The organism is Variovorax sp. MPBD4-3 (genome assembly GCF_058809745.1).
The window spans coordinates 1-23,669 of the sequence record NZ_JBXASW010000081.1 but is presented as its reverse complement, the minus strand read 5'-3'; the positions used below and the strand labels follow the sequence as shown (position 1 = coordinate 23,669).

Here is a 23,669-nt window from a genome sequence, read left to right as displayed (position 1 = left end):
CACTACAAGTGGGACGAGCGCGGCAACTTGATCGAGCGCAGCCGCAACGCTGACACGCACGGCACCGCGGTCGAAGACCTGGTGGCCAGGAGCGGCACCATCGTCAGCGGTAGCGAAATCACCGAAACCACCAAGCGCCGGCGCGGCGGCAGCACCACGCGCCATTACTTCGTGCTCGATGCCAAGCTGTCCGATGGCAGCACCGAGAAGTGGCGCGTGGACTACGCGGTCGGCCGCAGCAAGCTCGAGCCGCTGATCGACGAAGCAGTCGACGTACGCGTCGATCCCTCGGACAACAACCTCGTCTACGAAGTCAAGCTCAAGGGCCAGCCCGTGGTGTCGCTGGCAGATGTGCAGAAGATCATGGAAAACAAGGACAAGGCAGCCGCATCCAGCGCCACCGACAAGGGCACGCTGATCGTCGGCGCCGTTGCCCTGCTGCTGGGCATTGGCGGACTGTTCCTCCGGCGCCGCATCGCCAGCGGCCATGCGGCCGAACAGGCGGCGGCGGTGCAGACGCCCGTGATCGGCGAGAAGGTCTGACCTTCCCCCTGTCTGGCTTGCAGCCCATGAAAAAAGACGCCCGAGGGCGTCTTTTTTCATGGCCGAAAGAAAAGGCCGGCCTTACTTGCGCAGCAGTGCCTTCAGCGCATTCTGCAGGCGGCGTGCGCTCGCGGCGTCGTGCGCGGCGGCCAGCACCTTGCCGGCATCCTGGCCCCAGGTCTGGGCCGGCGCCGGATCGCCGCGCTTCGTCAGCAGCTTGAGCTGCAGCGCACGGCGTGCGTCGAGCTGCTCGGCGGGCGTCGGCACTTCGGCTGCCATTTCGAGGCGCAGCAGCGCTTCGGCGGCATCGCTGGCGGCAGCGGTCGGCGCGGAGCCGATGGCCTGCGACCAGCCGGTGCGCACCGCCGGCGTCACCGCGCGGCCCAGTTCCTGGACGCTAGGCAGACGCGCCGCATCGCGCTGCTCCCAGGCGCCGAGCACCTGCGTCAGGGCTTCGCCGTGCGCCTGGGCGGCAAGCTTGCGCAGCGCCATGTCGGCGCGCTCGAGCGCTTCGCGCTGGGCGCGGAAGGCCGCGTCGCCGAGGCGCGGGCCGCGATCTTCACGCGGCGGACGGTCGCCGAAGCGGCCGCCGGGGGCGCCGCGATCACCGCGGTCACCGGAACGCGGCGCGCCGCGGTCGCCACCGGGGCGACCCGGGCCGCCCGCACCCGGCCGGCCGGCGTCGCGCCGGTCGCCGAAGCGGCCGCCGGCACCGCGAGCGGCGGGTGCCGCCTCGGCCTTCTTGCTGCTCGGACGGTCATCGCCGCGCATGGCCACCACCGGCTTGGGAGCGGGCTTCGGCGCGGCGGCAGGGGCTTGCGCAGCGGCGTCGGTGCGTGCCGATGCATCGGCGCCATCGGCGGGCGCCACCAGATCGGCCGAAGCGGCAGGCGCCTCGGTGTGCGTGCCGGGCGAGGCTTCCGCGTCGCTCGGGCTGGGTGCCTGTTCGGCGCTCTCGCCGAATTCGGCGGCGGCCTGGCCCGGAGCCACGACCTCGGTCGCGCCGACCGACGGGCCGTCGCTCGCGGCGGCTGCCTGCTCGGCCTTCGGAGCCGGCGGCGGGGCTTCGCCACGCAGCGCCGCTTCCAGGCGGGCGATGGCGGCGCGGATCTTCTGCACGTCGCCGCCGGCGTTGGCGGCATCGAGCGCCTTCGAGGCGTCGAGCACATGGCGGTCGTGCTCGCTCATGGCGGCCGACGCCTTTTCGCGCTCGGCCGTCTTGCGGTTGAAAGCCTCGTCGATGGGTGCGCGGAAAGCGTCCCACAGCTTCTGTTCGTGGCGGCGGTCGAGCGGCACGCTCTGCGCCTCGGCCTGCCAGCGCTGCTGCAGCGCCTTGACGGCGTCGATGCGCAGCATCGGCTGGGCGCCGAGCTCGGTCGCCTCGGCGATCATGGCCTGGCGGCGCTCGACACTCGCCTTCTGCGCAGTTTCGAACGGTGCGCGGGCGGCACCGAAGGCTTCGTTCCACTGCGGCTGCAGCTCGGCGAACACCTTCTCGCCCACATGGCCGGCATCGCGCCAGCGGTCGGCGAACTGGTGCAGCGCCCGGTTGTGGGCCTTCAGATCGGTGGCGCCGGCGTGTTCCGCCGCCCAGGCCTTGACCTCTTCGATCAGCGCCACGCGATGGGCGCGGTGCTCGGCCGCGTCGGCGCGAACCTTCTCCAGCCAGGCCTCGACCACCTTGTGGGCCTCGTTGCAGGCTTCGTCGAAGCGCTTCCACAGCGCGTGGTTCGGCACGCCGCCCTGGTCGGCCTGCTTCCACTGATCGCGCAGGGCGCGCAGCGTTTCCTGCATCTTGCGGCCGCCGAGGGCCTGGCCTTCGGGACGCTTGAGCAGGCCTTCGGCCTTGGCGACGAGGTCTTCGCGGACCTTGTCGGCGCTCCAGCGCTGCCAGCCTTCGAGTTCGCCGGCGGCCACGAGCGCGGCATGCACGCGGGCTTCGAGCGGCGCCTCGACCAGCTTGCCGTGTTCCTTGAGCACGGCGCGCAGCGCGGCTGCGGCGCCGGCGCTGGCCTTGCCGTGGCCTTCGGCGGTTTCCTGCTCGAGCTTGGCGAGCGCGGCCTGCACCGCGTCTTGGGCGGCGGCGCGCACGGCCGGATCGACCTTGGGCGCGGCAGGGCGTGCGGGAGCGGCCACCTTGGGAGCCAGGACTTCACCGCGCGCGGCGCGCAGTTCGTCGGCCCACACGGGCACCGGCGGCAGCGGCGCCGCTGCGTCGGCAGAGGCGGCAATGGCCAGGGCCAAGGCGCTATGGAAGGAATCGGACACCACCAGCAGCTGCGACTTCGACGACTCGAGCTGCGGCGCGAACTTGGCGTCCAGGCTGGTCCAGTTGGCGTCGCCGGTGATTTCGGTCGCCTGCTGCTGCCAGTGGGCCACGTCGGCGCGCAGCGATTCCTCGGCGGCCTGGGCGTCCTGCCAGCCCTTGGTCGACAGCACTTCGAAGCGCTGGGCCAGCAGCACGGCGGCTTCGCGGTGGACCTGCGCGCGGTGCTGCAGGTCTTCGATGCCCTTGACGCGCTCCGCCAGCTTGAGCTTCAGGCCGGCCAGCGGCTCGCGCGACAGCGGTGCGCCAGCCTTGGCGGCGTCACGCTGCCACGCCAGCGCGTCCGCGATGTTGAGCTTGGACTGTGCAAGCAGCGCCTCGGCCTTCTGCGCCCATTCGGCGGCGATGGCCTCCTGGCCCTTGGCGCGCTTGAGTTCGTCGAGTTTTTCGCGCAGCAGGCGTGCGGCGCCCTTGTCACGTCCGCTCAGCTCCTTGAAGACTTCCTGCATCTGCTCGGGCGCGGGGTTGCCAGCGAGCCAGTCGCGGATGCGCGCGGCGCGCTCGCCGGAAGTCGGCGCGGTGAAGGCGCCGCCGGTCAGCGTGTCGAGGGCCTGAATGTCGTGTGGCTTGGAAGAAGTAGAGGTCACTGCGCGAAATCGTTGTCTTAGTAGAGAAAGCGAAGGCGCCGGCAAAGGCCGGCGCACATCGACATTTTCACCCACTTGCGGCCGGCCGCCGAATTCCGTCCTGGAAACGTGGCGAGCCCGGGGTTGCTGGCTGGGAGATTGACGGACTACATATATAGCAAGCCGTAGAGAAAAACCAAGTCCCGAAGCGGTTGCGCCGCGTCACTTCATGGTGAGGCTGAGCTCGGCGCCCGGCTTCCAGTCGGCGCCGCTGGCGGTGGTGCGCACCGCGCCCAGGAACAGGCGCTCGCTCGGCACGCTCTTCGCAAGCAGGTAGTCGCGCACGGCCGCGCCGCGCTCGACCGCCAGCTGCCGCATCGACTCCTCGTCGACCGGCACGCTCGCGAACAGCAGGTTTTCCATGTCCTTGAGCGGCAGGTCCTTGGCAAGGCCGACGAGATTGCGCGGCTTCGTGATGTCCGCGCGCTTGTAGACGGCAGTCAGCAGCTCGGGGTACTCGGCATCGGTGACGGGCGGAACGTCGGTGCCGGCCTGCCCGCCGCGCACCGCGACGCGGCGCTTCTCCGCCAGGGTCAGCTGGCGCACGCGCTGGCGCTGGTAGGCGTCGCGCTCCTTTTCGAGGCTGGCGGTGCCCGCGACCGTCATCTGCAGCGTGGGCCGGTCGGTCAGAGCCTTCGCGACCTTGTCCAAGCTTTCCTTGGCGGCGGCGCTCAGCTCCGAGCTGCCGGCATCGAAGGTGATGGCGCTCGACTCGCCGCTGCCGCCGCCCAGGCCACCGGTCAGCAGGCTGAACGGCGCGGTCACGGCCTTGACGATCAGGTTGACCACCGCCTTCCAGATCAGCGGGCCGACGCTGAACTGCGGGTCGTTGAGCGAGCCGCTCAGCGGCAGGTCGACGTCGATCACGCCGTTGCGGTCGGCCAGCAGGGCCACCGCCAGCTTCACGGGCAGGCTGGCGGGTGCGCCCGCCACTTCGTCGCCGAACTGCAGCTGGTTGAGCACCAGCTTGTTGGTGGCCGTGAGCTGGCCGTCGGCCGCCACCTTGTAGTTGACGTCCATGCTCATCTTGCCGCGCTCGATGCCGTGGCCGGCGTAGCGCACCGAGTACGGCGACAGCGGCGCGAGGTCGAGGTCGCGCATCTTGGCGGTGATGTCGAGTTCGAGCGGCTTGACCAGCGGATTGAGCTTGCCGGTGATTTCCAGTGCCGCGGTCTGCTGCGCCTTGCCGCGCAGTTCGAGGTCGGCCAGCGCGGGCCGTCCGCCCTCGCCCTTCGGCGGATTGGACGAGAACGAACTGAGCTTGCCGGTCAGCTCGCTGAGGTCGGCCGAGTAATTGGGCTTGACGAACAGGTCAGTGAAGTCGATCTTGCCGTTCACCAGGCTCATCGGGCCGAAGTTGATGACCGGCGCCAGGCCCGTATCGGCCGCTGCCGACGCTGCCGGCGCCGCGGCGATTGCCGCCGGCTTGGCGGGTTCGGGCGCGCCGCCGACCATTTCCTCAGCCGATACCGAGCGACCTGCGGGCTTCTGCGCCGCCGCCCGGGCCGCCGTTGTGGTGGTGGTCGTTCCGCCCGGCCCCTTGCGGGTGCTGGCCTCGCCGGCCGCGGCGGCCGCGGCGTTGGCTTCCGCCTCGCCCTTCTTGGTAAGGCTCAGCAGGTTCAGCCGGCCGGTCGGGTCGACGATCACGCGGGCGAAGAAGTCCGTCAGCGTGGTCTCGCGCACATCGACCGCCGGGGCAGTGTTTGGCGCCATGCTGATCTGCAGGCCGCGCAGGCTCAGCGTCTTCCAGCTCAGCAACTGGTTGTTGTTGCGGTCGAAGCCCGGCGACTGCGTGAGAGAAATGCTGTTGGCCCGGAAGTCGTCGAGCGCGGTATCGCCGGCCAGCTTGATGCTCATGCCGGCAGGCGTGGCCGCGTAGCGCACCGTGCCGCGATAGCTCGCGAAGGCGCGGCGGATGTCGACGTTGAGCGCGTCGGCGTAGTACGCCTTGAAGGCATGCGCCGGGAACGACGCCACCTCGAGCCGCCCCTCGGCCGCCAGCGGCTTGAGCACGACGCTGCCCTTGTAGTCGAAGCGCCCCGGCTCGGAGCGCCCGGAGCCGATGCGGCCCGACACTTCCAGCGGCGAAGTGGCGTTCGTTTCGGGGGCGAGCTTCTGGGCGAGCAGCCTGAACGCGGTGACTTCGATCGTCACCGGGGTCGCGGAAGCCTTGTCTGAATAAGAGAGCGCCCCGTTGTCGACGGCCAGCTTGCCGATGGTCAGCGCCCAGGGCTTGGTGTTGGCGCCGGGCTGCGGCGCCTCGGCGGCGGCGGGCTTCGGCGCCGCCACCTTGGCTTCGGCTTCCTTGGCGCCGTCGCCGGCCGGCGTCTTGAGCCAGCGCTCGAACATCCAGCGCTTCTCGTTGTCGCGCTCGATGCGCACCTTGGGGTTGGTGGCGGTGAACGAAGCCACGTTCAGCGTGTGGTTCGTCATGTCGGCCTCGGCGTCGACCAGCTCGAAGCGCCCGACGCTGGCCAGCGCGGTCTTGGCCTGCGTCAGCGCGAGCCCGTCCGCGGCCAGGCGGCGGGCCTTGAACTTGAGGTTGGGCTGGGCCCAGGCGATGTCGATCTGGCCGCTGAGCTTGCCGTCGAGCGTGGGCTCCAGGCTCTGCGCAAGATAAGGCGCGGCCAGCGACAGCGGCAGCGCATCGACCTCGGTTTCCACGTTGGCCACCTTGTCGGTGGCGCTGCCCTTGAACTTGAGCGAGGCGCCGGCAATGGCGGTGCTGCCGTTGAACTGGGCCGGCTTGTCCATGGGCCAGGTGACGCCGGTGACATCGAATCCGAGTTCGGTCACGTCGATGGCCGCGGCGGGTTTGACTGTTTCGTCGCGCCAGCCGATACGGCCGCCGCTCAGCGCGAACTTGTCGACCTGCACCTTCAGCACCGGCTTCTCGGCCGGCTGGCCGGCTGGCGGGTTCGCGGGCGCCGCCGGAAGGGGCGCGGCCTTTTCGGTCGCGCCGGTGGCGGGGTCGGTGGCCAGCAGGTTGAGCTGGCCGGCGGCGTCGCGCGCCACCGCCAGCTGCGGATTGACCAGCGCGATCTCGCTCAGGTGGAACACCGACTCGAGCGGCCGCACGTCGTCCAGCGCGAGCTTGAGCGACTCGAAGGCCAACAGGTCCCGCCCGCGAGCGTCGGCCACCTTGGTGGTGTGCGCCTCGACGGTGCCGGTGATCTTCAGTCCGTTGGTGGCGCCGTGCTCGAAGCCGATCTTCAGGTCGGCGTCGAGGCTGCCCGCCTGCAGGCGCACCGGCAGTCCGCCCGGGATGTAGCCGAGATACGGCACCAGGTCGAGCCCCTTGAACTGCACGTGCGCGTCCGTCTTGCGGCTGTCGGCGAAGGGGGTGGTGAGCGCGGCGGAGTCGAACTTGCTGCCGTTGAGCACGAACGCCAGCTTGGGCTCTGTATTGATGTCGCGCTTCGAATCGAGGTTGCTCAGGAAAGGCACCTTGAGCACGAAGTCGCGCAGCTCATGCTTGCGCTTGACGGTCTGGTCGTCGAAGTCGACCGAGCCGCCATTGATCGCTATGTTGTAGACCGCGAAGCGCGCGGGCTTGGCCTTCGGGTCGGCGGGCGGGCCGGCCGACAGCCTGGCAAGGATGTCGTCGATGTCGTACTTGCCGTCGGCCTGGTGCGTGAGCAGGACGGCCGGCGCGTCGATGGACAGGGCATCGATCACCGGTGCGAGGCGGAAGATCGATTGAAGCTCGGCATCGGCATAGATGCGCTGGACGGCCAACTGCGACCTGCTGCCATCGGCGGTGGCTATGCGCAGATCGTTCAACGTGAGCTCCAGCGTCCAGGGCTTGAAGTCGACCTTGCCGACGGTCACTTGCCGGCCGAGCTTCTCGCTCGCGATCTTCTGGAGCTGGCTCTTGGCGATCGGCGGCACCGCCAGCCAGGCGATGACCCAGAAGGCCAACAACGACAGCAACGCGACGATCCCACGCCGCACCCATTTGTTCTGTTTGATCGAAGCTACGTCCATCGCCGGAGTGTGCCGCAAAGACGCTTCAACTCCCCATGAGCGCAGCAACCGCAGCCGCGCTTCGGAAGAAATACCGCAAACACCGCAGAAGCTGCTGCGCAGTGCGCAGAAAAAGAAAGCCCGATGGCTCGACGAACGTCTTGCCACCGGGCTTGATGGCGGGCGCTAGACCCATGCCATCGTTTCGCGCGACCGGAAGTCAATGGTTCCCGCCGTGCTGGCAGCAAGAGATTGCCACCGTGGATCCTCGGTCGTTCGAGCCCTCGACTTACACCTCAGGCTGCCTGACCTCGGAAAAATGCCTGAAAACCTCAGGCCCGTTCAGATTAGGCGCCGCACCCTTGCTTTGCAAATGCAATTTACAAAGGGATTTCACCTAAGACAAAACACCTCGAAACCATGAACTTTTTAAACAACTATTAGCATAAAGATGCAATTCCTTATGCTTGACCAGGTATTAACCCACGCTAGAATCCGGCCTGCCCTGACTGCCTGACGCAGAGGGGCCTCACTGAATCCGCTGCCGAATCCCAACCGGCTTGATCAGGTCGCCGCGCTCCCAACCCACCTCCACTCCATGCGCGGAGCCTGATTCGTACCAATCCAAGCGCCGCTGCCTTCATCCATCGCCCTCACCGGCTTTGCGTATCAGGTGCCGCACAGAAAGGAAGAGCGATGAACAAGGCGTTCGATGCCACAGCCCGCGGGCTAAGGACCTTCGTGTCCGATGTGGCAGACGGCTTTTTTGAAATCACCCACAACGGGTTTGCACTGGTCGGCCTGGCCATCGTGTTCGCGGCCCTCGCCCTCGTGGCGCGGCCCGACCTGCGCAAGACCGGCGAGGAGCAACTGATGGGCTGGCTGCAGTCGCGCAAGCCCGCGCCTGAAGCCACCGACCTCGAGCCGACCGCCATCGAGCGCACCACCGCCGCGAGCCCCAGCGACCTGCCCAAGCAGCAGGCCGCCGTGGCTTACTGGCTGAGCAAGAAGTACAGCGTGGCGCCCGAGCCGCTGAGCGTGCTCGTCGCCGAGGCCTACAACATCGGCAAGCGCACCAAGCTCGACCCGACGTTGATCCTGGCGATCATGGCCGTGGAATCCAGTTTCAACCCCTTTGCCCAGAGCCACGTCGGCGCCCAGGGCCTGATGCAGGTCATGACCCGCGTGCATGGCGACAAGTATGAAAGCGCGGGTGGCACGCTCACCGCCTTCGACCCCGTGACCAACATGCGCGTCGGGGTCAAGGTGCTGCAGGAATGCATCGCCCGCGCCGGATCGCTCGAAGGCGGCCTGCGCTACTACGTGGGCGCGGCCAACCTCGAAGACGACGGCGGCTACGCCGGCAAGGTGATGGCCGAGCACGAGCGCCTGCTGCAGGTTGCCAGCGGCCGCGCGCCGTCGGTGCTGCCGCCCCGCACGACCGTGCGCGCGCAGCCGATTCCGGTCGTGACGCCGGCACCCGCGCCGGTCAAGGCCGACGAAGGCTCCGAACCCGCCAAGGTCGCCCTGCTTTCCGGCGTTTCCTGAAGCTGTCCTGGCCGGGTGTGAGCTACACTCGGCCTCGTACGCGACTGGCGATAGGCGCAGCACCCGAAAAAGGTGCCCCGCGCTGACGTGGAATACCACTGGGAAGCGTACCGCCTGACCACAACAGGCGTTCAGCCGTTCGCCTGGGCAGCCCTTGTTTGGTTGAAGAACAAGGACCTCGTCTTCAAAGGACTGCCATGTACCAACGCAACATCCTGGTCGAACAGACCGATCCCGAAATCTGGGCCGCCATTCAAGCCGAAAACGCGCGCCAGGAACACCACATCGAGCTGATCGCCAGCGAGAACTACGCCTCGCCGGCCGTCATGGCCGCCCAGGGCTCGCAGCTCACCAACAAGTACGCCGAAGGCTACCCGGGCAAGCGCTACTACGGCGGCTGCGAGCACGTTGACGTGGCCGAGCAGCTGGCCATCGACCGCGTCAAGCAGATCTTCGGCGCCGACGCCGCCAACGTGCAGCCGCATTGCGGCGCTTCTGCCAACGAAGCCGTGATGCTCGCCTTCCTGAAGCCCGGCGACACCATCATGGGCATGAGCCTGGCCGAAGGCGGCCACCTGACCCACGGCATGCCGCTGAACATGAGCGGCAAGTGGTTCAACGTGGTGAGCTACGGCCTCGACGCCAACGAAGCCATCGACTACGACGCGATGGAACGCAAGGCGCACGAGCACATGCCCAAGCTGATCATCGCGGGCGCTTCGGCCTACTCGCTGCGCATCGACTTCGAACGCTTCGCCAAGGTGGCCAAGGACGTCGGCGCGATCTTCATGGTCGACATCGCCCACTACGCCGGCCTCGTGGCCGCGGGCGTGTACCCCAACCCGGTGCCGCACGCCGACATCGTCACCTCGACCACCCACAAGAGCCTGCGCGGCCCGCGCGGCGGCATCATCCTGATGAAGTCGCAGCACGAGAAAGCCATCAACAGCGCGATCTTCCCCGGCCTGCAAGGCGGCCCGCTGATGCACGTGATCGCCGCCAAGGCCGTCGCGTTCAAGGAAGCCATGTCGCCCGAGTTCAAGGCCTACCAGCAACAGGTGGTCAAGAACGCACAGATCGTGGCCGACACCCTCACCGAGCGCGGCCTGCGCATCGTGAGCGGCCGCACCGAAAGCCACGTGATGCTGGTCGACCTGCGCGCCAAGGGCATCACCGGCAAGGAAGCCGAAGCCGTGCTGGGCAGCGCCCACATGACGATCAACAAGAACGCGATCCCCAACGACCCGGAAAAGCCGATGGTCACCAGCGGCGTGCGCATCGGCACCCCCGCCATGACCACCCGCGGCTTCAAGGACGAAGAGGCCCGCATCACCGCGAACCTGGTCGCCGACGTGCTCGAGAACCCGCGCGACGCGGCGAACATCGACGCCGTGCGCGCCAAGGTGCATGCGCTGACGAGCCGTTTCCCTGTCTACCGCTGAGCCGGAAATCCTGACCGCATGAAATGCCCTTTTTGCGGTCATCTTGAAACGCAGGTCGTCGAGACCCGCGTTTCGGAAGACGCCGACTTCGTCCGCAGGCGCCGCCAGTGCAGCGCTTGCGACAAGCGCTTCACCACCTACGAGCGGCCCGACGTCAACTTCCCGGTCGTCGTCAAGAAGGACGGCAGCCGCGCCGACTTCGATTCGTCGAAGGTGCGCGCCTCGATGATGCTGGCGCTGCGCAAGCGCCCGGTGAGCATCGAGCAGATCGACAACGCCCTGCTTCGCATCGAACAGAAGCTGCTGGCCAGCGGCCTGCGCGAAATCGACTCGACCAAGGTGGGCGAGCTCGTGATGCGCGAACTCAAGAAGCTCGACAAGGTCGCCTACGTGCGCTTTGCATCGGTGTACCGCAGCTTCGAGGACGTGGACGAATTCAGGCAGTTGCTGCGCGACATCTGAGCCGCGTCGGCAACCGCCCCCGCACTCTCACAGGCACCTCAACGGTTCCAGCAAAGCTGCACCAGCGCACTCGATGCGTCGGTGCTATTGCCGGCCAGCTTGACGCCCTGCTGGTTGACCGTGAGCGTTCCGCACTCGTCGTTGCGCGAAGCCCTCACAGGGACGGCTTGCAAGGTGTAGCTGGTTTCGTTTCTTGAGACAAAGCTGATGGCATAGTTCGCCGTGCCGGACGACGGCGACTGCCCCAGTCCTGCCGGCAGCGCGACGGTCGGCGGGGGGTAGCGTCCATTGGCGGTCATGTAGCGCTCGGTCCACTGTGCCGCCTGCAACAGCTGTTGCTTGGCATCGGCGCGCTTGGCCCGCAGCACGTAGCGCGTGTAGCTGGGGTAGGCAATGGCGGCGAGGATGCCGATCACCGCCGTCACGATCAAAAGTTCGATCAGCGTGAAGCCGCGCGAGCGGATCTGCTTGCGGCGCGGCGGCTTGGAATATCTGTTCATGGTTCGCCTCGGCTGCGCAGTCAGTTCGACGGCGACATCAGATTGCGCCAGCCGAAGCGGCGCACGATGTCAGGCCGTATCGGTGCCTTGCACTCGCCGGCGGCATTGCAGATCACGTCCTTGCCCTTCTCCCGGCCCTGCGGCTCGAAGACGATGTCGTCCTTGCCCGAGCTGTTGCGGAAACCGAGATAGCTGGTCGTGGTGGTGGTGGCCGTGCCATAGGCAATGCCGTCGGGTGCGGAGCCGTCGAAGAAGTCGACCACCATCGACCATCCGTCGCCGTTGGTGCCCGCGGTGCAATCGAGCGCATTGCTGCCCGACCCCGGAACGGTGCTCGAGAACAGGCCGGCGCTGCTGTTCAACGCATCGCCCGGATAGACGATGCGCTCCTTGGCGGCCGGCAGCTGAAAGTACCAGCCACGCTTGGCACGGGAGCCGCCGTAGTTCACGCTGTTGTTCGAGACGGTGCGGAACTCGCCACCGTCCGTCTCGACAGTGGCGCCGCCGACGGTCTGCGCCACCAGATCGGTCAGCACGGCCGTGCTTGTCGTGCCGCTGGCCCCGTCCCGGATGCCGTAGAGATACTGGTTGGCGGTATTGCTGTCGTCACCGACGGCGAACAGCCTTCCCGTGCCGAACACCACCATGTAGCCGCCGCGCGGATGGCCGGCGACCACCGGCGCCGCGGTGATCGGCTGCGCGGCGCCAGCCGCGAACAGCGGCACGTTGTCGAGGCTCGAGGCAGTGGCTGCGGAGCCCAGGGTCGCTTTCCACTTGCTGCTGTCGCGGTCGCCCAGGTCGAAGCGCCACATGTTGCCCAGCAGGTCGCCCGCATAGGCGAGGTCGACCTTGCCGTCGCCGTCACGGTCGATCACCCGCGGAGCCGACAGTCCGTTGCCGGTGCCCGCGCCCTGCGTGACGGGCGCCGGGATCTTGAGGATCGATTGGTCGCCGTCGAGATACTGGATCCACAGCATCGCCTTCTCGCTCGTGCTGTTGTAGCCGTTGCCCAGGATCACGGCCTTGCGGCCGTTGTTCAGCGGGGCCAGCTGCAGTGCGCGCCTCGAGAAGGAGTCGAGCGCGGGTTGCTGGAACTGATGGCCCAGGTCGTCGTCGGAAAGCGCGGTCGTGTCGATCAACGCCGTGTGGGCTGCCCTGGACTCGTCGATGTCTTGCGGCTTGGTGACGTCGAGCACGAAGTAGCCCTTGCCGCCCGCTCCCAGCGTGCCCACGAGGAAAGACTTCCACGCAGCCGCCTTCTGGGCGTCGGTGATCGAGGCTGTGGCCGTCGCTCCCATGTAGATGTCTGCCACGAAAGGGCTGCCGTCGACGTAGTACCTGTGGGCGTCGCTGCCTTCGCTGAGCCGCTTGAGCCCGGGCGCGGCCGCCGTGACGTAGAGGCCTTCGGGCACGTAGGCAAACGCTTCCTGTCCAGTGCCCGCGTCGAAGGCGTGCAGCATGCCGTCATTGGCGCCCACGTAGACCATCGGCGTGCGGGCGATCGAGGCAAATTTGGCATAGGCATCGCTGGTGAAGCCGCTGTTGGGCTTTCCCGCGTACCAGACGCCGGAGCCCACGATGTCGCCAAGCACATGCCCGCGTTTGCGCAGTTGCAGGCCAGCGCCCTCGTTGCTGCGGTCTCCGCGCAGGAAGTCGAGCACGGCCCGCCCGAGCGCGGTGTCTTTGTCATCGGTGCTGGTGGTTCCCTTGAGCGCGGCTTTTTGCGCATCGCTCAGGTTGGCCCAGCGGAACGGAATTCCGGTGCCCCTTGTCGCAGGGCTGGTCGCCGTTGCAGCAGCGGTGCCCGAGAAGCTGAGCACCTTGCGGTTGCTGCCGTGCGCGCCCGCCGCCGCCATGCGGGTGTCGAGCAGGTCGCGTGCGGACCATTGGGCCACGCTCGCCAGCCGGCCGTCGGCGCCGAACCTGGTAGCGGTGAGCGTGCCCGACCAGTTGGCCATGTCGTAGCCCGCCCTGTAGACCGCCGTGCCGGTCGAAACCCTGGAGGCGCTGGCCGAAATAGAAACAGCCGTGATCGGGCGATCCACCGAGCCGGGGTAGCTTACGCTGCAGCTTAGCCTCGGCGCCGGTGCCAGCGGGTACTGCGCTGCGTAGCCGACGCCCTGCGCCAGCATCAGGCCGGACACTGCGGCAGCCCTCAAGAAACATTTGATCTTCATGCTTCGCCCTGCCACGCTGTTCAATTCATCCTGGCGGCGACCGGATCAGGATCGAAGGCCATCTGCAATTCGACCTGCGTGCCGCCCGCAGTGCTCGCGCTGCGAGTGCCCGTGGCGACCGCAGTGATCCGATACAAGGGATATTTGCCGTTCTTGCGGTCGATGACCTCGATCCAGTACTTCGCATTGCGCAGCGCCGGATTGCCGGCGTGGGGTGCCCCGGTGAATTGCCCATATGACGCGTGCTCGCTCGCATACGGATTGCGGCTCCAGAACCGGTAGGCCTCGCTCCCGGACGCCGCCGCGACCGAATCGGGCGCGGCGAAGTAGCAGATACCTTGCTCGCAGCTGTTGGCGCCGTCGTTCATGTAGACGGTCACCCAACCGGTGTCGCGGTCGGGAAAGACGCGGCCGTCTTCGGCCCTGCGGCAGGGCGACTTCGGGAGTCCGGCGCAGGCAACGTAGGTCTCGGTCGAGTCGGCATAGGCCAGCTGCCGGATGTCTCGCTCGGCGTCGAGCAGCGCCGCCTCGGCAGCCTCGAAGGCCCGCTGATGCTCGCGCTGGTTGCCCGCCACCGACTCGAGCAACAGGGCGGTCCGCGCACCGGCCAGCGCCAGCAGGGCCGAGAGCAGCAGCATGGTCAGCACGATGAAGAGCGAAAACCCGTGCTGCGCCGCAGGCGTGCGGCGGTCGACGAGGTGCCTCATGGCGCCTCCAGGTTGTTGCGCAGTGCGAAGACAGCCGTGTAGACGCGTCGCAGCTTGCCGTCACGGGTGGTTTTCGCCGCGCCGTCGCAGTCGGTGTAGTCACCGCCCGGATTGCTACTCGAGTTGCCCGCAAGTTGCAGGCAGACCCGTACCGTGCGGACCCGGTTGAAATTCTCGACGCCGGCTGCCGTCACGTAGCGCACCACTGCTTCGTTTCCCGCGCCGGCGCTCACGCCGTACATCACATCGAAGCGCTCCACGCCGTCGATGAGCGGCTGCGGTGCGGCATTGCCGCTGCCCCGACATCTCAGCGTCCCATTCTCGACCGCGAACTCGCTGGTGATCAACCGCACGTTTTCCGGGTCGGCGGGATGGGCCGCGTCGTAGGTGACGCCCGCCGCGCTCTTGGCGCGCTGACCCAGGCAGTCCTTGAAGTAGTCGGGGCTCGGCGCGTAGCCGACCTTCAGCGTGTCGTTCCCCGAACCGCTCTTCGACTCCTCTCCCTTGATGGCGAAGAACGCCGGTTCGTTCTTGAGAAGGGTGTCCTTGTCCGGGTTGACGTTGAAGTAATACAGCGGCTGCGTGGCGTCGAAAGGCGTGTAGCCGGCCTGCCGTATCTGCTGGCCCAACATCCTGAACGCCAACGCAGACGACTGGTTGAGCACATGCACGTCGTCACCCGCCATGGCTGCGGTGCGGGTGCCGAGCATGCTCGCAACGGCGGCCAGCACCACCACCGAGCCGATGACCAGTGCGACGAGAAACTCGACCAGCGTGAAACCGGCATGCCGCGCGCAAGGGAAGAACGCCTTGCCGTTCATGGCTGCGGCGCCGCTACGACGAGTTCGATACAGGCCTTGCGCTCCGGACAGTTCCACTCCGGGTCCGGCGCGATCGGGTTGGCGACGGCAGGCTCGTCCCAGGCAATATGCACGAACAGCAAACCGCCGGCCGTCGCCTTGCTCTGTATGTCGGCCAGTCCACCCGGTAGCGCGTCCGCCGCCGCGCGCTTCCAGCGCCACAGATCGTCGACCGCGAGCTGGGTGGCGCTGCAATGGGCGCCGGCCCCGACGCATGAAGGCTCCGGGCCCGTTGGGTCCGCTGGCGACCAGTCGGTCACGTAGGGGCTGTCCGCTACAGCGCCTGGAAAGCGGTTGGCACGTATCCGGTCGGCGATGTCGCCTGCCAATCGCACCACGATGCTCCGGTTGCTGGCGCCCGCGCTTTCGGAAAGCACGCGCAACTGGAAGCCGGCCAGCACGAGCAGGCCGAACGAAAGCACGACAACGGCCACCATGACCTCGATCATCGAAAAGCCCGCCTGCCTCAAGCCCTGCCCATGCGGCTTGCGAGTCGGAGCGCTCAGCACTTGTCGCGCCCCTTGGCCACTCGAAGGCGTCCGGCACGCGAAACGCACAACATCACGGCGCGGGACGATCCGGCCTTTCCTGTCGGGTAGAGGCGGAAGCTGTCACCGCCGTCGGAGTCGCCCATGGCGTCGAACGACATGACGCCGGGCGCGGTTTTCCTCACCTCGACCCGCGCATCGGGCTCCTGGCGCCTGAGGGTTTCCACGGCGTCGCCGCTTCCGACCAGGGTGTCCCAGCCACAACTCCAGCCTTTGTCGACGCACCCTGGACGCGCCCGGATAGTCACGGTCTTTCCGCGCCGGGCCGCCTCGAAGCGCGCGTGGCCCACGCTCGCCGTCAGGGCCGAGGCCATGCCCTCGACGCGATACTTTTCAACCAGGCTGACGAAACTTGGCAGCGCCACTGCCAGCAAGATGATCACCAAAGCAATTGCAACCATCATTTCGACGAGGGTGAAGCCCCGTCGCCTACCGCTATGGCGCGCATGCGCCCGCGAGGACGCGCAAAATCCGTTGTTCATGTTGTACGTTCCGCCGCGTCGCATTCCAGTGCTCCGGCGGATAGCTCCCTGACTCTTCGATATTCGGAAAATTCTATTTTTCAATTCCTGCCGACGCGCCAATTCGATGACGGACGGTCAAGAAAAATGGACAAATGGCTTCCCGTTTTCAATTGCCTTGAAAATTCAATACTCAGGCAATTCAAGTTAAAAGAAATGACAAATCAAACCGCGAATTTCATGATTCAGGCGCTGAATCTCGCGCGCCAGGCCGGCCCCGAGACCGATCCCAATCCCCGCGTCGGCTGCGTGCTGGTCGCCGCGAACGGCGACGTGATCGGCCAGGGCCACACCCAGCAGGTCGGCGGCCCGCATGCCGAAGTCATGGCGTTGCGCGATGCTGCGGCGCGGGGCAATTCGGTCGTTGGCGCGACTGCCTGGGTCACGCTGGAGCCCTGCGCCCACCATGGCCGCACCGGCCCTTGCTGCGACGCGCTGATCGCGGCGGGCGTAAGCCGCGTCGTCGCGTCCCTCACCGACCCCAACCCGCTGGTCGCCGGACAGGGCTTCGAGCGGCTGCGCGCCGCGGGCGTCGAGGTCGAAATCGGGCCGGGGGCGCAGGAGGCCAGGGAACTCAACATCGGCTTCCTGAGCCGCATGGTCCGCAAGACCCCGTGGGTAAGGATGAAAGTCGCCGCGTCGCTCGACGGCAAGACCGGTCTCGAGAACGGCGTGAGCCAGTGGATCACCTCGGAAGCCGCCCGCGCCGACGGCCACGCCTGGCGGGCCCGCGCCAGCGCGGTGCTGACCGGCGTCGGAACCGTGCTCGAGGACAACCCGCGCCTGGACGTGCGCCTGGTCCGGACCCCGCGCCAGCCGCATCTGGTCGTGGTGGACAGCCGGCTGCAGACGCCGCCCGACGCAAACATATTCATCGAAGGCCGCACCGTCTGGATCTACGCGGCCAGCCGCGACGACGAGAAAGCCAGGGCGCTGGAGGCAAGGGGCGCCACCGTCACCTGCCTGCCCGATGCCAATGGCAAGGTCGACCTGGGCGCCATGCTGAAAGACCTGGCGGCGCGCGGCGTGAACGAACTGCACGTCGAATCGGGCCACAAGCTCAACGGCTCGCTGCTGCGCGAAGGCTGTGTCGACGAATTGCTGGTCTACCTGGCGCCCAAGCTGATCGGCAGCGGCCTGGACATCGCGAGCCACCTGCATTCGGACGGTCCGCTGACCTCGCTGGCGGGCGCCCTGCCCCTCGAATTCAAGTCCGTCGACATGCTCGGGCCCGATCTGCGCGTCGTGGCCCGGATCGCCGGAAGGGACGCCTTCTAGCCTCCGGCGCACGAGCGGCCGCCGCCGGGCCGCCCCAAGGCGGACCGCGCCTCCCCCTCGGGGGGGCGAATTACATGGCGCAAAGCGCCATGAAGAGCCGGGGGGCTCACGATGTCTGCGAAAATGCCGGGATGTTCACCGGAATCATCACCGGCGTGGGGCGCATCGCCGCCATCCACGACCTCGGCACCTCCTCCTCCTACGGCAAAAGACTCAGCATCGAGGCGCCCGACGGCTACCTCGACGACGTCGGGCTGGGCGACAGCATCGCGCTCAACGGCGCCTGCATGACCGTCACCACCCTCGTCCCCGAAAAACGGCAGTTCACCATCGACATTTCGGCCGAGTCGCTCGACAAGACGGCCGGCCTGACCGACGAAGGCAGCCGCATCAATCTTGAGAAGGCCCTGCGCGCCAGCGACCGCCTCGGCGGCCACATCGTGTCGGGCCACGTGGACGGCATCGGCAGCGTGAGCTTCTTCGAGCCGTTCGGCGAAAGCTGGGAGCTGCGCGTGGTCGCGCCGCAGGCGCTGGCCCGCTTCCTGGCCTACAAGGGCTCGATCACCATCAACGGCGTGAGCCTCACCGTCAACAAGGTGGCCGACATCGAAGGCGGCGCCGAGGTCAGCATCAACCTGATCCCGCACACCGTCGACAACACCTCCCTCGGCGGCCTGAAGGCCGGCTCGAAGGTCAACCTAGAAATCGATACCGTGGCGCGCTACGTGGAGCGCATGCTCCAGGCCGGCGTGCTGGTGCCCCCGTCTTCCACGTATTCCAAGGACACAGCCGAATGAACGCCTCCGTCACGCCGATCGGCGCCCCCCGCGCCGCGCGCGCCCCAGCCCCGATCTCGCCGGTAGAGGACATCGTGGCCGACCTCGCCGCCGGCCGCATGGTGATCCTGGTGGACGAGGAAGACCGCGAGAACGAAGGCGACATCGTCATCGCCGCCGACCACATCACGCCCGAAGCCATCAACTTCATGGCCCGCCATGCGCGCGGCCTGATCTGCCTGACGCTCTCGCGCGAGATGTGCGAACGGCTGCAGCTGCCGCCGATGGTCCAGCGCAACGGCGCCAAGCATTCGACCGCGTTCACCGTGTCCATCGAGGCCGCCGAAGGCGTGACCACCGGCATCTCGGCCGCCGACCGCGCGCGCACCGTGCAGGCCGCCGTGGCGCCCAACGCCGTGGCCGCCGACCTGGTGCAGCCCGGCCACATCTTCCCGCTGCAGGCGGTGGACGGCGGCGTGCTCATGCGCGCCGGCCACACCGAAGCCGGCTGCGACCTGGCCGCCATGGCCGGCTGCTCGCCCGCCTCGGTGATCTGCGAGGTGATGAACGAGGACGGCACCATGGCCCGCCTGCCCGACCTGCAGATCTTCGCGGCCGAGCACAACATGAAGATCGGCACCATCGCCGCGCTGATCGAGCATCGCAGCCGCGTCGAATCGCTGGTCGAGAAGGTAGGCTGCCGCGAGATCCAGACCAACTGGGGCGCCTTCACCGCCCACGCCTTCATCGACAAGCCCAGCCGCGGCGTGCATCTGGCGCTGGTGCGCGGCAAGTGGGCTCCCGAAGACACGGTGTCGGTGCGCGTGCACGAGCCGCTGTCGGTGCTCGACGCGCTCGAAATCAACCGCTCGCTGCACTCGTGGAGCCTCGACGCCAGCCTCTCGCACATCGCGAACGAGGGCAAGGGCGTGGCCGTGCTGCTGAACTGCGGCGAAACCGCCGGCGAGCTGCTGGCCCAGTTCGACGGCACCGCGCGCCCCGCGCAAGCCCCCGAGCGCGGCCGCATGGACCTGCGCAGCTACGGCATCGGCGCGCAGATCCTGCGCGAATGCGGCGTGCACAAGATGAACCTGCTGGGCACGCCGCGTCGCATGCCGAGCATGGCGGCGGGCTACGGCCTCGAGATTGCCGGCTACCTCACGAAAGACTGACCAGACCATGCAAGGCGCAAATAAAGGCGAGAACACGCCACTCAACGGAAAAGGCCTGCGCATCGGCATCGTGCAGGCGCGCTTCAACGCCGACATCACCGACGCGCTGGCCTCGGCCTGCCTTTCGGAACTCGAGGCGCTGGGCGTGGCCGCCAACGACATCCACCACCTGCAGGTGCCCGGCGCGCTCGAAGTGCCGGTGGCGCTGCAGGCGCTCGCCGAGCGCGGCGGCTACCACGCGCTGGTGGCGCTGGGCTGCATCATCCGCGGCGAGACCTACCACTTCGAACTGGTGGCCAACGAATCGGGCGCCAGCGTGAGCCGCGTCGCGCTCGACTACCGACTTCCCATCGCCAACGCGATCCTCACCACCGAAAACCTCGAGCAAGCCGTTGCCCGGCAGACCGACAAGGGCCGCGACGCGGCCCGCGTGGCGGTCGAGATGGCGCAACTGCTGGCCACCCTTTCATGACCGAAGACACCTCCAAGCCCCTCAAGCCCGCGAAGCCCGCCGATGGCGCCAAGCCGCGCCAGTCGCGCGTCGGCCTCACGAGCACCGGCGCGCGCAAGGCTTCGGCCAAGTCGAACCGCAGCCGCGCACGCGAGTTCGCGCTGCAGGCGCTCTACCAGCACCTGGTGGGCCGCAACGACCCGACCGACATCGACCACTTCACGCGCGACCTCGCCGGCTTCCACAAGGCCGACGCCCTGCACTACGACGCGCTGCTGCACGGCTCGATCGAAGGCGCCGAGCAACTCGACGCGCTGATCCGCCCGCTGCTGGACCGCAAGTTCGAGGAAATCTCGCCCATCGAACACGCGGTGATGTGGATCGGCGTGTACGAGTTCCAGAACTGCCTCGACGTGCCGTGGCGCGTGGTGCTCAACGAGTGCATCGAGCTGGCCAAGGAATTCGGCGGCACCGACGGGCACAAGTACGTGAACGCGGTGTTGAATGGCCTGGCACCGCAGTTGCGCCCACTTGAGGTGGAAGCCGATCGCGCTTCAGGGAAAGCCAAGGCATGAGGAGTGCCGCCCGGCCGCCCGAAGGCACTCGCCCCCTCGCTTGCGAGGGGGTAGGCGAAGGCGTGCAACGCCGCAGCCTGGGGGTGCGATGAGAATTTCTACGCGCGCGCAGCGCATCGAGCCCTTCTATGTGATGGAAGTGGCCAAGGCCGCCGGCGCGTTGGCGCGCGAAGTCGCCCACACCGACCGGCCGATGATCTTCCTGAACATCGGCGAACCCGATTTCACCGCCCCGCCGCTGGTGCAGGAAGCCGCCGCCCGCGCGGTGCGCGCCGGCGCCACGCAGTACACGCAGGCCACCGGGCTGGACCATCTGTGCGAACGCATCAGCGCCTGGTATCGCCAGCGCTTCAACGTCGACGTGCCGGCCAGGCGCATCGTCGTCACCGCCGGCGCGTCGGCAGCGCTGCAGCTGGCCTGCCTGGCGCTGATCGAGTCGGGCGACGAAATCCTGATGCCCGACCCGAGCTACCCGTGCAACCGCCACTTCGTGAGCGCCGCGGACGGCAAGGCCGTGCTGGTGCCGACCACGGCCGAGGAGCGCTTCCAGCTCACCGCCGCCAAGGTCGAGGCCGCCTGGACCGACAAGACGCGCGGCGTGCTGCTGGCCTCGCCGTCCAACCCGACCGGCACCTCGATTTCGCCCGACGAACTGCGCCGCATCCACGAAGTGGTGTCGACGCGCGGCGGCATCACGCTGATCGACGAGATCTACCTCGGCCTGTCTTATGACGACGCCTTCGGCCAGACGGCGCTGGCCATCGACGACAACGTCATCAGCATCAACAGCTTCAGCAAGTACTTCAACATGACCGGCTGGCGCCTGGGCTGGCTGGTGGTGCCCGAAGTGCTGGTGCCGGTGGTCGAGCGCTTGGCGCAGAACCTCTTCATCTGCGCGAGCACGGTGTCGCAGTACGCCGCGCTCGCCTGCTTCGAGGACGCGAGCATCGCCGAGTACGAACGCCGCCGCGCCGAATTCAAGGCCCGCCGCGACTGGTTCATTCCGCAACTGAACGCCCTGGGCCTGAACGTGCCCGTGATGCCCGACGGCGCCTTCTACGCCTGGGCCGACTGCACCGGCTTCGCCGAGAAGCTGGGCATTTCGGGCAGCTGGGACTTCGCCTTCGAAACCATGAAGCGCGCGCACGTGGCCGTGACGCCGGGCCGCGACTTCGGCACGGCCGAGACCGGCAAGTTCATCCGCTTTTCCACCGCCAGCTCGATGGCGCACCTGCAGGAATCCATCGAGCGCCTGCGGCTCATGGCCGAGACCGCGGCCTCATGAGCTACGCGTTCGCGATCCGCGTCTACTGGGAGGACACCGACGCCGGCGGCATCGTCTTCTATGCCAACTACCTGAAGTTCATGGAGCGCGGCCGCACCGAGTGGCTGCGCTCGCTGGGCGTCGAGCAGCGCAAGCTGCGCGAGGAAACCGGCGGCCAGTTCGTGGTGAGCGAAACGCAGCTCAAATATCATCGCCCGTCCCGGCTCGACGACGAACTCCTGGTTACAGCCGATCTTCAACAACTCGGCACTGCGTCGTTGATAATCGGTCAGCGCGTGCTATCAAAAACAGAGCAAGAGCGTACAGGTGCCGCGGCACCCGTCTTGCTGTGCGAAGGCACGATCCGCATCGGCTGGGTGGACGCAGCCACCTTGCGTCCAGCGCGCATACCGAAACAAGTCACGGGAACCCTCGAGCGCTACAGCGGCTCCATGACTCAACCTATCAAGCCATGAACCAAGATCTTTCAATCATCAATCTCCTGCTCCATGCGAGCTTCGTGGTTCAACTGGTCGTGCTGCTGCTGGTGATCGTCTCGATCGCCAGCTGGGCCGCGATCATCCGCAAGTACTTTGCGCTGCGCCGCATGCGTGCGCTCAACGACGACTTCGAGCGCGAGTTCTGGTCGGGCACCAGCCTCAACGAGCTTTTCGCCTCCGCCGCGCAGAACGCCAAGTTCGCCGGCCCCATGGAGCGCATCTTCGCCTCGGGCATGCGCGAGTACCAGAAGCTGCGCGAGCGCCACGTGAGCGACCCCGCCACCCTGCTCGACGGCGCCCGCCGCGCAATGCGCGCGAGCTTCCAGCGCGAACTGGACGCGGCCGAGCAGAACCTCTCGTTCCTGGCCACCGTGGGTTCGGTCTCTCCCTACGTCGGCCTGTTCGGCACGGTCTGGGGGATCATGCATGCGTTCACCGGCCTGGCCGCCCTCACCCAAGTGACGCTGGCCACTGTGGCCCCCGGCATCGCCGAAGCGCTGGTGGCCACCGCCATCGGCCTGTTCGCCGCCATCCCGGCCGTGGTGGGCTACAACCGCTTCGCCCGCGAGATCGACAAGATCGCCATCGCCCTCGAAACCTACATCGAGGAGTTCTCCAACATCCTGCAGCGCAACCTGTCGGCCAACCCGGCCGCCGGCGGCGCTGCATCGTCGGTGGCTCCGGCCAACCGCTGAGCGGAGGCGCGACGCATGCCCGCCGTTTCATCCCGGGGCCGAGGACGCCGCACGATCAACGAGATCAACATGGTCCCGTTCATCGACGTGATGCTGGTGCTGCTGATCATCTTCATGGTCACCGCGCCGCTCATCACGCCGAGCGTGATCAACCTGCCCACGGTCGACCGCGCCAACAAGCAGCCCGACAAGCCCATCGAGATCGTCATCAAAAGCGACGACGAAGTTCAGATCAAGAAGGACCCGTCCACCGGGACCGGCGGCACGTCGATCCCCATGACGCAGATCGGCACCGCGGCCAAGCAGGCCCAGGGCGGCGACAACGACCGCCCGGTGGTCATCAGCGCCGACAAGTCGGTGAAATACGAGACCGTGGTGAAAGCCATGAACCAGCTCAAGCGCAGCGGCGTCGAGCGCGTGGGCCTGTCGGTCACCACCACGGGCGGCAAATAAGGCATGTCGCTCGCACTGGATCGCCCCGAGTTCGCGCCGCCGCCGCAGCGCGGCACGCCGCGCGCCGTCGTGCTGGCCCTCATCGCGCACGGCCTGCTGATTGCCGCGCTCACCTGGGGCGTGCGCTGGAAGAGCGAGGCCGACGAAGGCGCCGTCGACGCGGAGCTGTGGTCGTCCACGGTGCAGCAGGCGGCGCCCCGCCTGCAGGCACCGCAGGCGCCGGCCCCCGTTCCCGCGCCGCCGCCGCCCGCACCGGCGCCGCCTCCCCCCCCCCCCCGG

The 23,669-nt window shown here is 67.6% G+C and carries 22 protein-coding genes, 1 pseudogene and 1 riboswitch; of the genes and pseudogenes, 15 read left to right on the top strand and 8 right to left on the bottom strand.

What is annotated here, in order from left to right; all coding sequences use genetic code 11:
- On the top strand, nt 1–543 hold a 543-nt coding region (locus AC1RVW_RS28300), incomplete at its 5' end, for a hypothetical protein (RefSeq protein ID WP_493203939.1).
- Between the two features lie 81 nt (nt 544–624).
- Here the strand turns inward: AC1RVW_RS28300 and AC1RVW_RS28295 are convergent.
- On the bottom strand, nt 625–3,456 hold the full coding sequence (locus AC1RVW_RS28295) for a DUF349 domain-containing protein (protein WP_493203937.1): 2,832 nt from the start codon (nt 3,454–3,456) through the stop codon (nt 625–627).
- A gap of 201 nt (nt 3,457–3,657) precedes the next feature.
- Complete coding sequence (locus AC1RVW_RS28290; protein ID WP_493203935.1) at nt 3,658–7,482, bottom strand: DUF748 domain-containing protein; 3,825 nt, start codon at nt 7,480–7,482, stop codon at nt 3,658–3,660.
- On the opposite strand from AC1RVW_RS28290, the gene AC1RVW_RS28285 reads away from it, so the two are divergent.
- The 4 genes from AC1RVW_RS28285 to nrdR all read left to right on the top strand — a co-directional run bounded on the left by AC1RVW_RS28285 (nt 7,400) and on the right by nrdR (nt 10,913).
- On the top strand, nt 7,400–7,651 hold the full coding sequence (locus AC1RVW_RS28285; protein ID WP_172839962.1) for a hypothetical protein: 252 nt from the start codon (nt 7,400–7,402) through the stop codon (nt 7,649–7,651). The two genes, AC1RVW_RS28290 and AC1RVW_RS28285, sit on opposite strands and share 83 nt — an antisense overlap.
- Before the next feature lie 506 nt (nt 7,652–8,157).
- On the top strand, nt 8,158–9,009 hold the full coding sequence (locus AC1RVW_RS28280; protein ID WP_081271168.1) for a lytic transglycosylase domain-containing protein: 852 nt from the start codon (nt 8,158–8,160) through the stop codon (nt 9,007–9,009).
- A 30-nt stretch (nt 9,010–9,039) separates the two neighbouring features.
- A riboswitch (ZMP/ZTP riboswitch) is annotated at nt 9,040–9,165 on the top strand.
- A 41-nt stretch (nt 9,166–9,206) separates the two neighbouring features.
- Nucleotides 9,207–10,451, top strand: a complete 1,245-nt coding sequence (gene glyA / locus AC1RVW_RS28275) for a serine hydroxymethyltransferase (protein WP_081271167.1) — start codon at nt 9,207–9,209, stop codon at nt 10,449–10,451.
- An 18-nt stretch (nt 10,452–10,469) separates the two neighbouring features.
- Entirely contained in the window at nt 10,470–10,913 is a 444-nt protein-coding gene (gene nrdR, locus AC1RVW_RS28270) for a transcriptional regulator NrdR (RefSeq protein WP_106934830.1), read from the top strand.
- 38 nt (nt 10,914–10,951) lie between these two features.
- On the opposite strand, the gene AC1RVW_RS28265 is transcribed toward nrdR, so the two are convergent.
- Genes AC1RVW_RS28265 through AC1RVW_RS28240 form a run of 6 tightly spaced genes read right to left on the bottom strand, consistent with a single transcriptional unit; the run spans nt 10,952 to nt 16,187 of the window.
- Nucleotides 10,952–11,413: a type IV pilin protein gene (locus tag AC1RVW_RS28265; RefSeq protein ID WP_493203932.1), complete on the bottom strand. Its 462-nt coding sequence runs from the start codon at nt 11,411–11,413 to the stop codon at nt 10,952–10,954.
- Between the two features lie 20 nt (nt 11,414–11,433).
- Complete coding sequence (locus AC1RVW_RS28260; RefSeq protein ID WP_493203930.1) at nt 11,434–13,572, bottom strand: pilus assembly protein; 2,139 nt, start codon at nt 13,570–13,572, stop codon at nt 11,434–11,436.
- Between the two features lie 38 nt (nt 13,573–13,610).
- Nucleotides 13,611–14,297, bottom strand: coding sequence for a PilX N-terminal domain-containing pilus assembly protein (locus AC1RVW_RS28255; protein WP_106934832.1), 687 nt, complete (start codon nt 14,295–14,297; stop codon nt 13,611–13,613).
- Complete coding sequence (locus AC1RVW_RS28250; RefSeq protein ID WP_493203927.1) at nt 14,294–15,118, bottom strand: PilW family protein; 825 nt, start codon at nt 15,116–15,118, stop codon at nt 14,294–14,296. The genes AC1RVW_RS28255 and AC1RVW_RS28250 overlap by 4 nt, the downstream gene beginning before the upstream one ends.
- Nucleotides 15,115–15,666, bottom strand: coding sequence for a type IV pilus modification protein PilV (pilV, locus tag AC1RVW_RS28245; protein ID WP_493203925.1), 552 nt, complete (start codon nt 15,664–15,666; stop codon nt 15,115–15,117). The genes AC1RVW_RS28250 and pilV overlap by 4 nt, the downstream gene beginning before the upstream one ends.
- Nucleotides 15,660–16,187 carry a GspH/FimT family pseudopilin gene (locus AC1RVW_RS28240; RefSeq protein WP_106937478.1) on the bottom strand — a complete coding sequence of 176 codons (528 nt, stop codon included), beginning with the start codon at nt 16,185–16,187 and terminating at the stop codon, nt 15,660–15,662. Before AC1RVW_RS28240 ends, pilV begins: the two co-directional genes overlap by 7 nt.
- A 195-nt stretch (nt 16,188–16,382) precedes the next feature.
- Here AC1RVW_RS28240 and ribD point away from each other — a divergent pair, with 195 nt between their 5' ends.
- The 10 genes and pseudogenes from ribD to AC1RVW_RS28190 form a co-directional block, all read left to right on the top strand.
- Nucleotides 16,383–17,504 (top strand): bifunctional diaminohydroxyphosphoribosylaminopyrimidine deaminase/5-amino-6-(5-phosphoribosylamino)uracil reductase RibD, encoded by a 1,122-nt coding sequence (ribD, locus tag AC1RVW_RS28235; RefSeq protein WP_493203923.1) that lies wholly within the window; start codon nt 16,383–16,385, stop codon nt 17,502–17,504.
- A gap of 131 nt (nt 17,505–17,635) precedes the next feature.
- A complete protein-coding gene (locus AC1RVW_RS28230) occupies nt 17,636–18,301 on the top strand; it encodes a riboflavin synthase (RefSeq protein ID WP_493203921.1) in 666 nt (221 codons plus the stop codon).
- Entirely contained in the window at nt 18,298–19,452 is a 1,155-nt protein-coding gene (gene ribBA, locus AC1RVW_RS28225) for a bifunctional 3,4-dihydroxy-2-butanone-4-phosphate synthase/GTP cyclohydrolase II (protein ID WP_081271158.1), read from the top strand. Before AC1RVW_RS28230 ends, ribBA begins: the two co-directional genes overlap by 4 nt.
- A 7-nt stretch (nt 19,453–19,459) precedes the next feature.
- Nucleotides 19,460–19,924 (top strand): 6,7-dimethyl-8-ribityllumazine synthase, encoded by a 465-nt coding sequence (ribH, locus tag AC1RVW_RS28220; protein ID WP_081271157.1) that lies wholly within the window; start codon nt 19,460–19,462, stop codon nt 19,922–19,924.
- On the top strand, nt 19,921–20,478 hold the full coding sequence (gene nusB / locus AC1RVW_RS28215) for a transcription antitermination factor NusB (protein ID WP_081271156.1): 558 nt from the start codon (nt 19,921–19,923) through the stop codon (nt 20,476–20,478). The genes ribH and nusB overlap by 4 nt, the downstream gene beginning before the upstream one ends.
- A gap of 88 nt (nt 20,479–20,566) precedes the next feature.
- Nucleotides 20,567–21,763 carry a pyridoxal phosphate-dependent aminotransferase gene (locus AC1RVW_RS28210; protein WP_493203918.1) on the top strand — a complete coding sequence of 399 codons (1,197 nt, stop codon included), beginning with the start codon at nt 20,567–20,569 and terminating at the stop codon, nt 21,761–21,763.
- The gene (locus AC1RVW_RS28205; protein ID WP_106934838.1) at nt 21,760–22,218 is read left to right on the top strand and encodes a YbgC/FadM family acyl-CoA thioesterase; all 459 of its coding nucleotides are present in this window, start codon (nt 21,760–21,762) and stop codon (nt 22,216–22,218) included. Before AC1RVW_RS28210 ends, AC1RVW_RS28205 begins: the two co-directional genes overlap by 4 nt.
- Nucleotides 22,215–22,937, top strand: coding sequence for a protein TolQ (gene tolQ, locus AC1RVW_RS28200; protein ID WP_081271153.1), 723 nt, complete (start codon nt 22,215–22,217; stop codon nt 22,935–22,937). The genes AC1RVW_RS28205 and tolQ overlap by 4 nt, the downstream gene beginning before the upstream one ends.
- A 15-nt stretch (nt 22,938–22,952) precedes the next feature.
- Complete coding sequence (locus tag AC1RVW_RS28195) at nt 22,953–23,390, top strand: ExbD/TolR family protein (RefSeq protein ID WP_081271152.1); 438 nt, start codon at nt 22,953–22,955, stop codon at nt 23,388–23,390.
- Nucleotides 23,391–23,393: 3 nt separating this feature from the next.
- Nucleotides 23,394–23,669, top strand: a pseudogene (locus AC1RVW_RS28190) (cell envelope integrity protein TolA); the annotation flags it as partial.

Coding starts and splice junctions, on each gene's coding strand:
- AC1RVW_RS28285 (WP_172839962.1), top strand. CDS start 7,400: ATGACCCAGAAGGCCAACAACGACAGCAACGCGACGATCCCACGCCGC.
- AC1RVW_RS28290 (WP_493203935.1), bottom strand. CDS start 7,482: ATGGACGTAGCTTCGATCAAACAGAACAAATGGGTGCGGCGTGGGATC.
- AC1RVW_RS28280 (WP_081271168.1), top strand. CDS start 8,158: ATGAACAAGGCGTTCGATGCCACAGCCCGCGGGCTAAGGACCTTCGTG.
- glyA (WP_081271167.1), top strand. CDS start 9,207: ATGTACCAACGCAACATCCTGGTCGAACAGACCGATCCCGAAATCTGG.
- nrdR (WP_106934830.1), top strand. CDS start 10,470: ATGAAATGCCCTTTTTGCGGTCATCTTGAAACGCAGGTCGTCGAGACC.
- AC1RVW_RS28265 (WP_493203932.1), bottom strand. CDS start 11,413: ATGAACAGATATTCCAAGCCGCCGCGCCGCAAGCAGATCCGCTCGCGC.
- AC1RVW_RS28255 (WP_106934832.1), bottom strand. CDS start 14,297: ATGAGGCACCTCGTCGACCGCCGCACGCCTGCGGCGCAGCACGGGTTT.
- AC1RVW_RS28250 (WP_493203927.1), bottom strand. CDS start 15,118: ATGAACGGCAAGGCGTTCTTCCCTTGCGCGCGGCATGCCGGTTTCACG.
- AC1RVW_RS28240 (WP_106937478.1), bottom strand. CDS start 16,187: ATGAACAACGGATTTTGCGCGTCCTCGCGGGCGCATGCGCGCCATAGC.
- ribD (WP_493203923.1), top strand. CDS start 16,383: ATGACAAATCAAACCGCGAATTTCATGATTCAGGCGCTGAATCTCGCG.
- AC1RVW_RS28230 (WP_493203921.1), top strand. CDS start 17,636: ATGTTCACCGGAATCATCACCGGCGTGGGGCGCATCGCCGCCATCCAC.
- ribBA (WP_081271158.1), top strand. CDS start 18,298: ATGAACGCCTCCGTCACGCCGATCGGCGCCCCCCGCGCCGCGCGCGCC.
- ribH (WP_081271157.1), top strand. CDS start 19,460: ATGCAAGGCGCAAATAAAGGCGAGAACACGCCACTCAACGGAAAAGGC.
- nusB (WP_081271156.1), top strand. CDS start 19,921: ATGACCGAAGACACCTCCAAGCCCCTCAAGCCCGCGAAGCCCGCCGAT.
- AC1RVW_RS28210 (WP_493203918.1), top strand. CDS start 20,567: ATGAGAATTTCTACGCGCGCGCAGCGCATCGAGCCCTTCTATGTGATG.
- AC1RVW_RS28205 (WP_106934838.1), top strand. CDS start 21,760: ATGAGCTACGCGTTCGCGATCCGCGTCTACTGGGAGGACACCGACGCC.
- tolQ (WP_081271153.1), top strand. CDS start 22,215: ATGAACCAAGATCTTTCAATCATCAATCTCCTGCTCCATGCGAGCTTC.
- AC1RVW_RS28195 (WP_081271152.1), top strand. CDS start 22,953: ATGCCCGCCGTTTCATCCCGGGGCCGAGGACGCCGCACGATCAACGAG.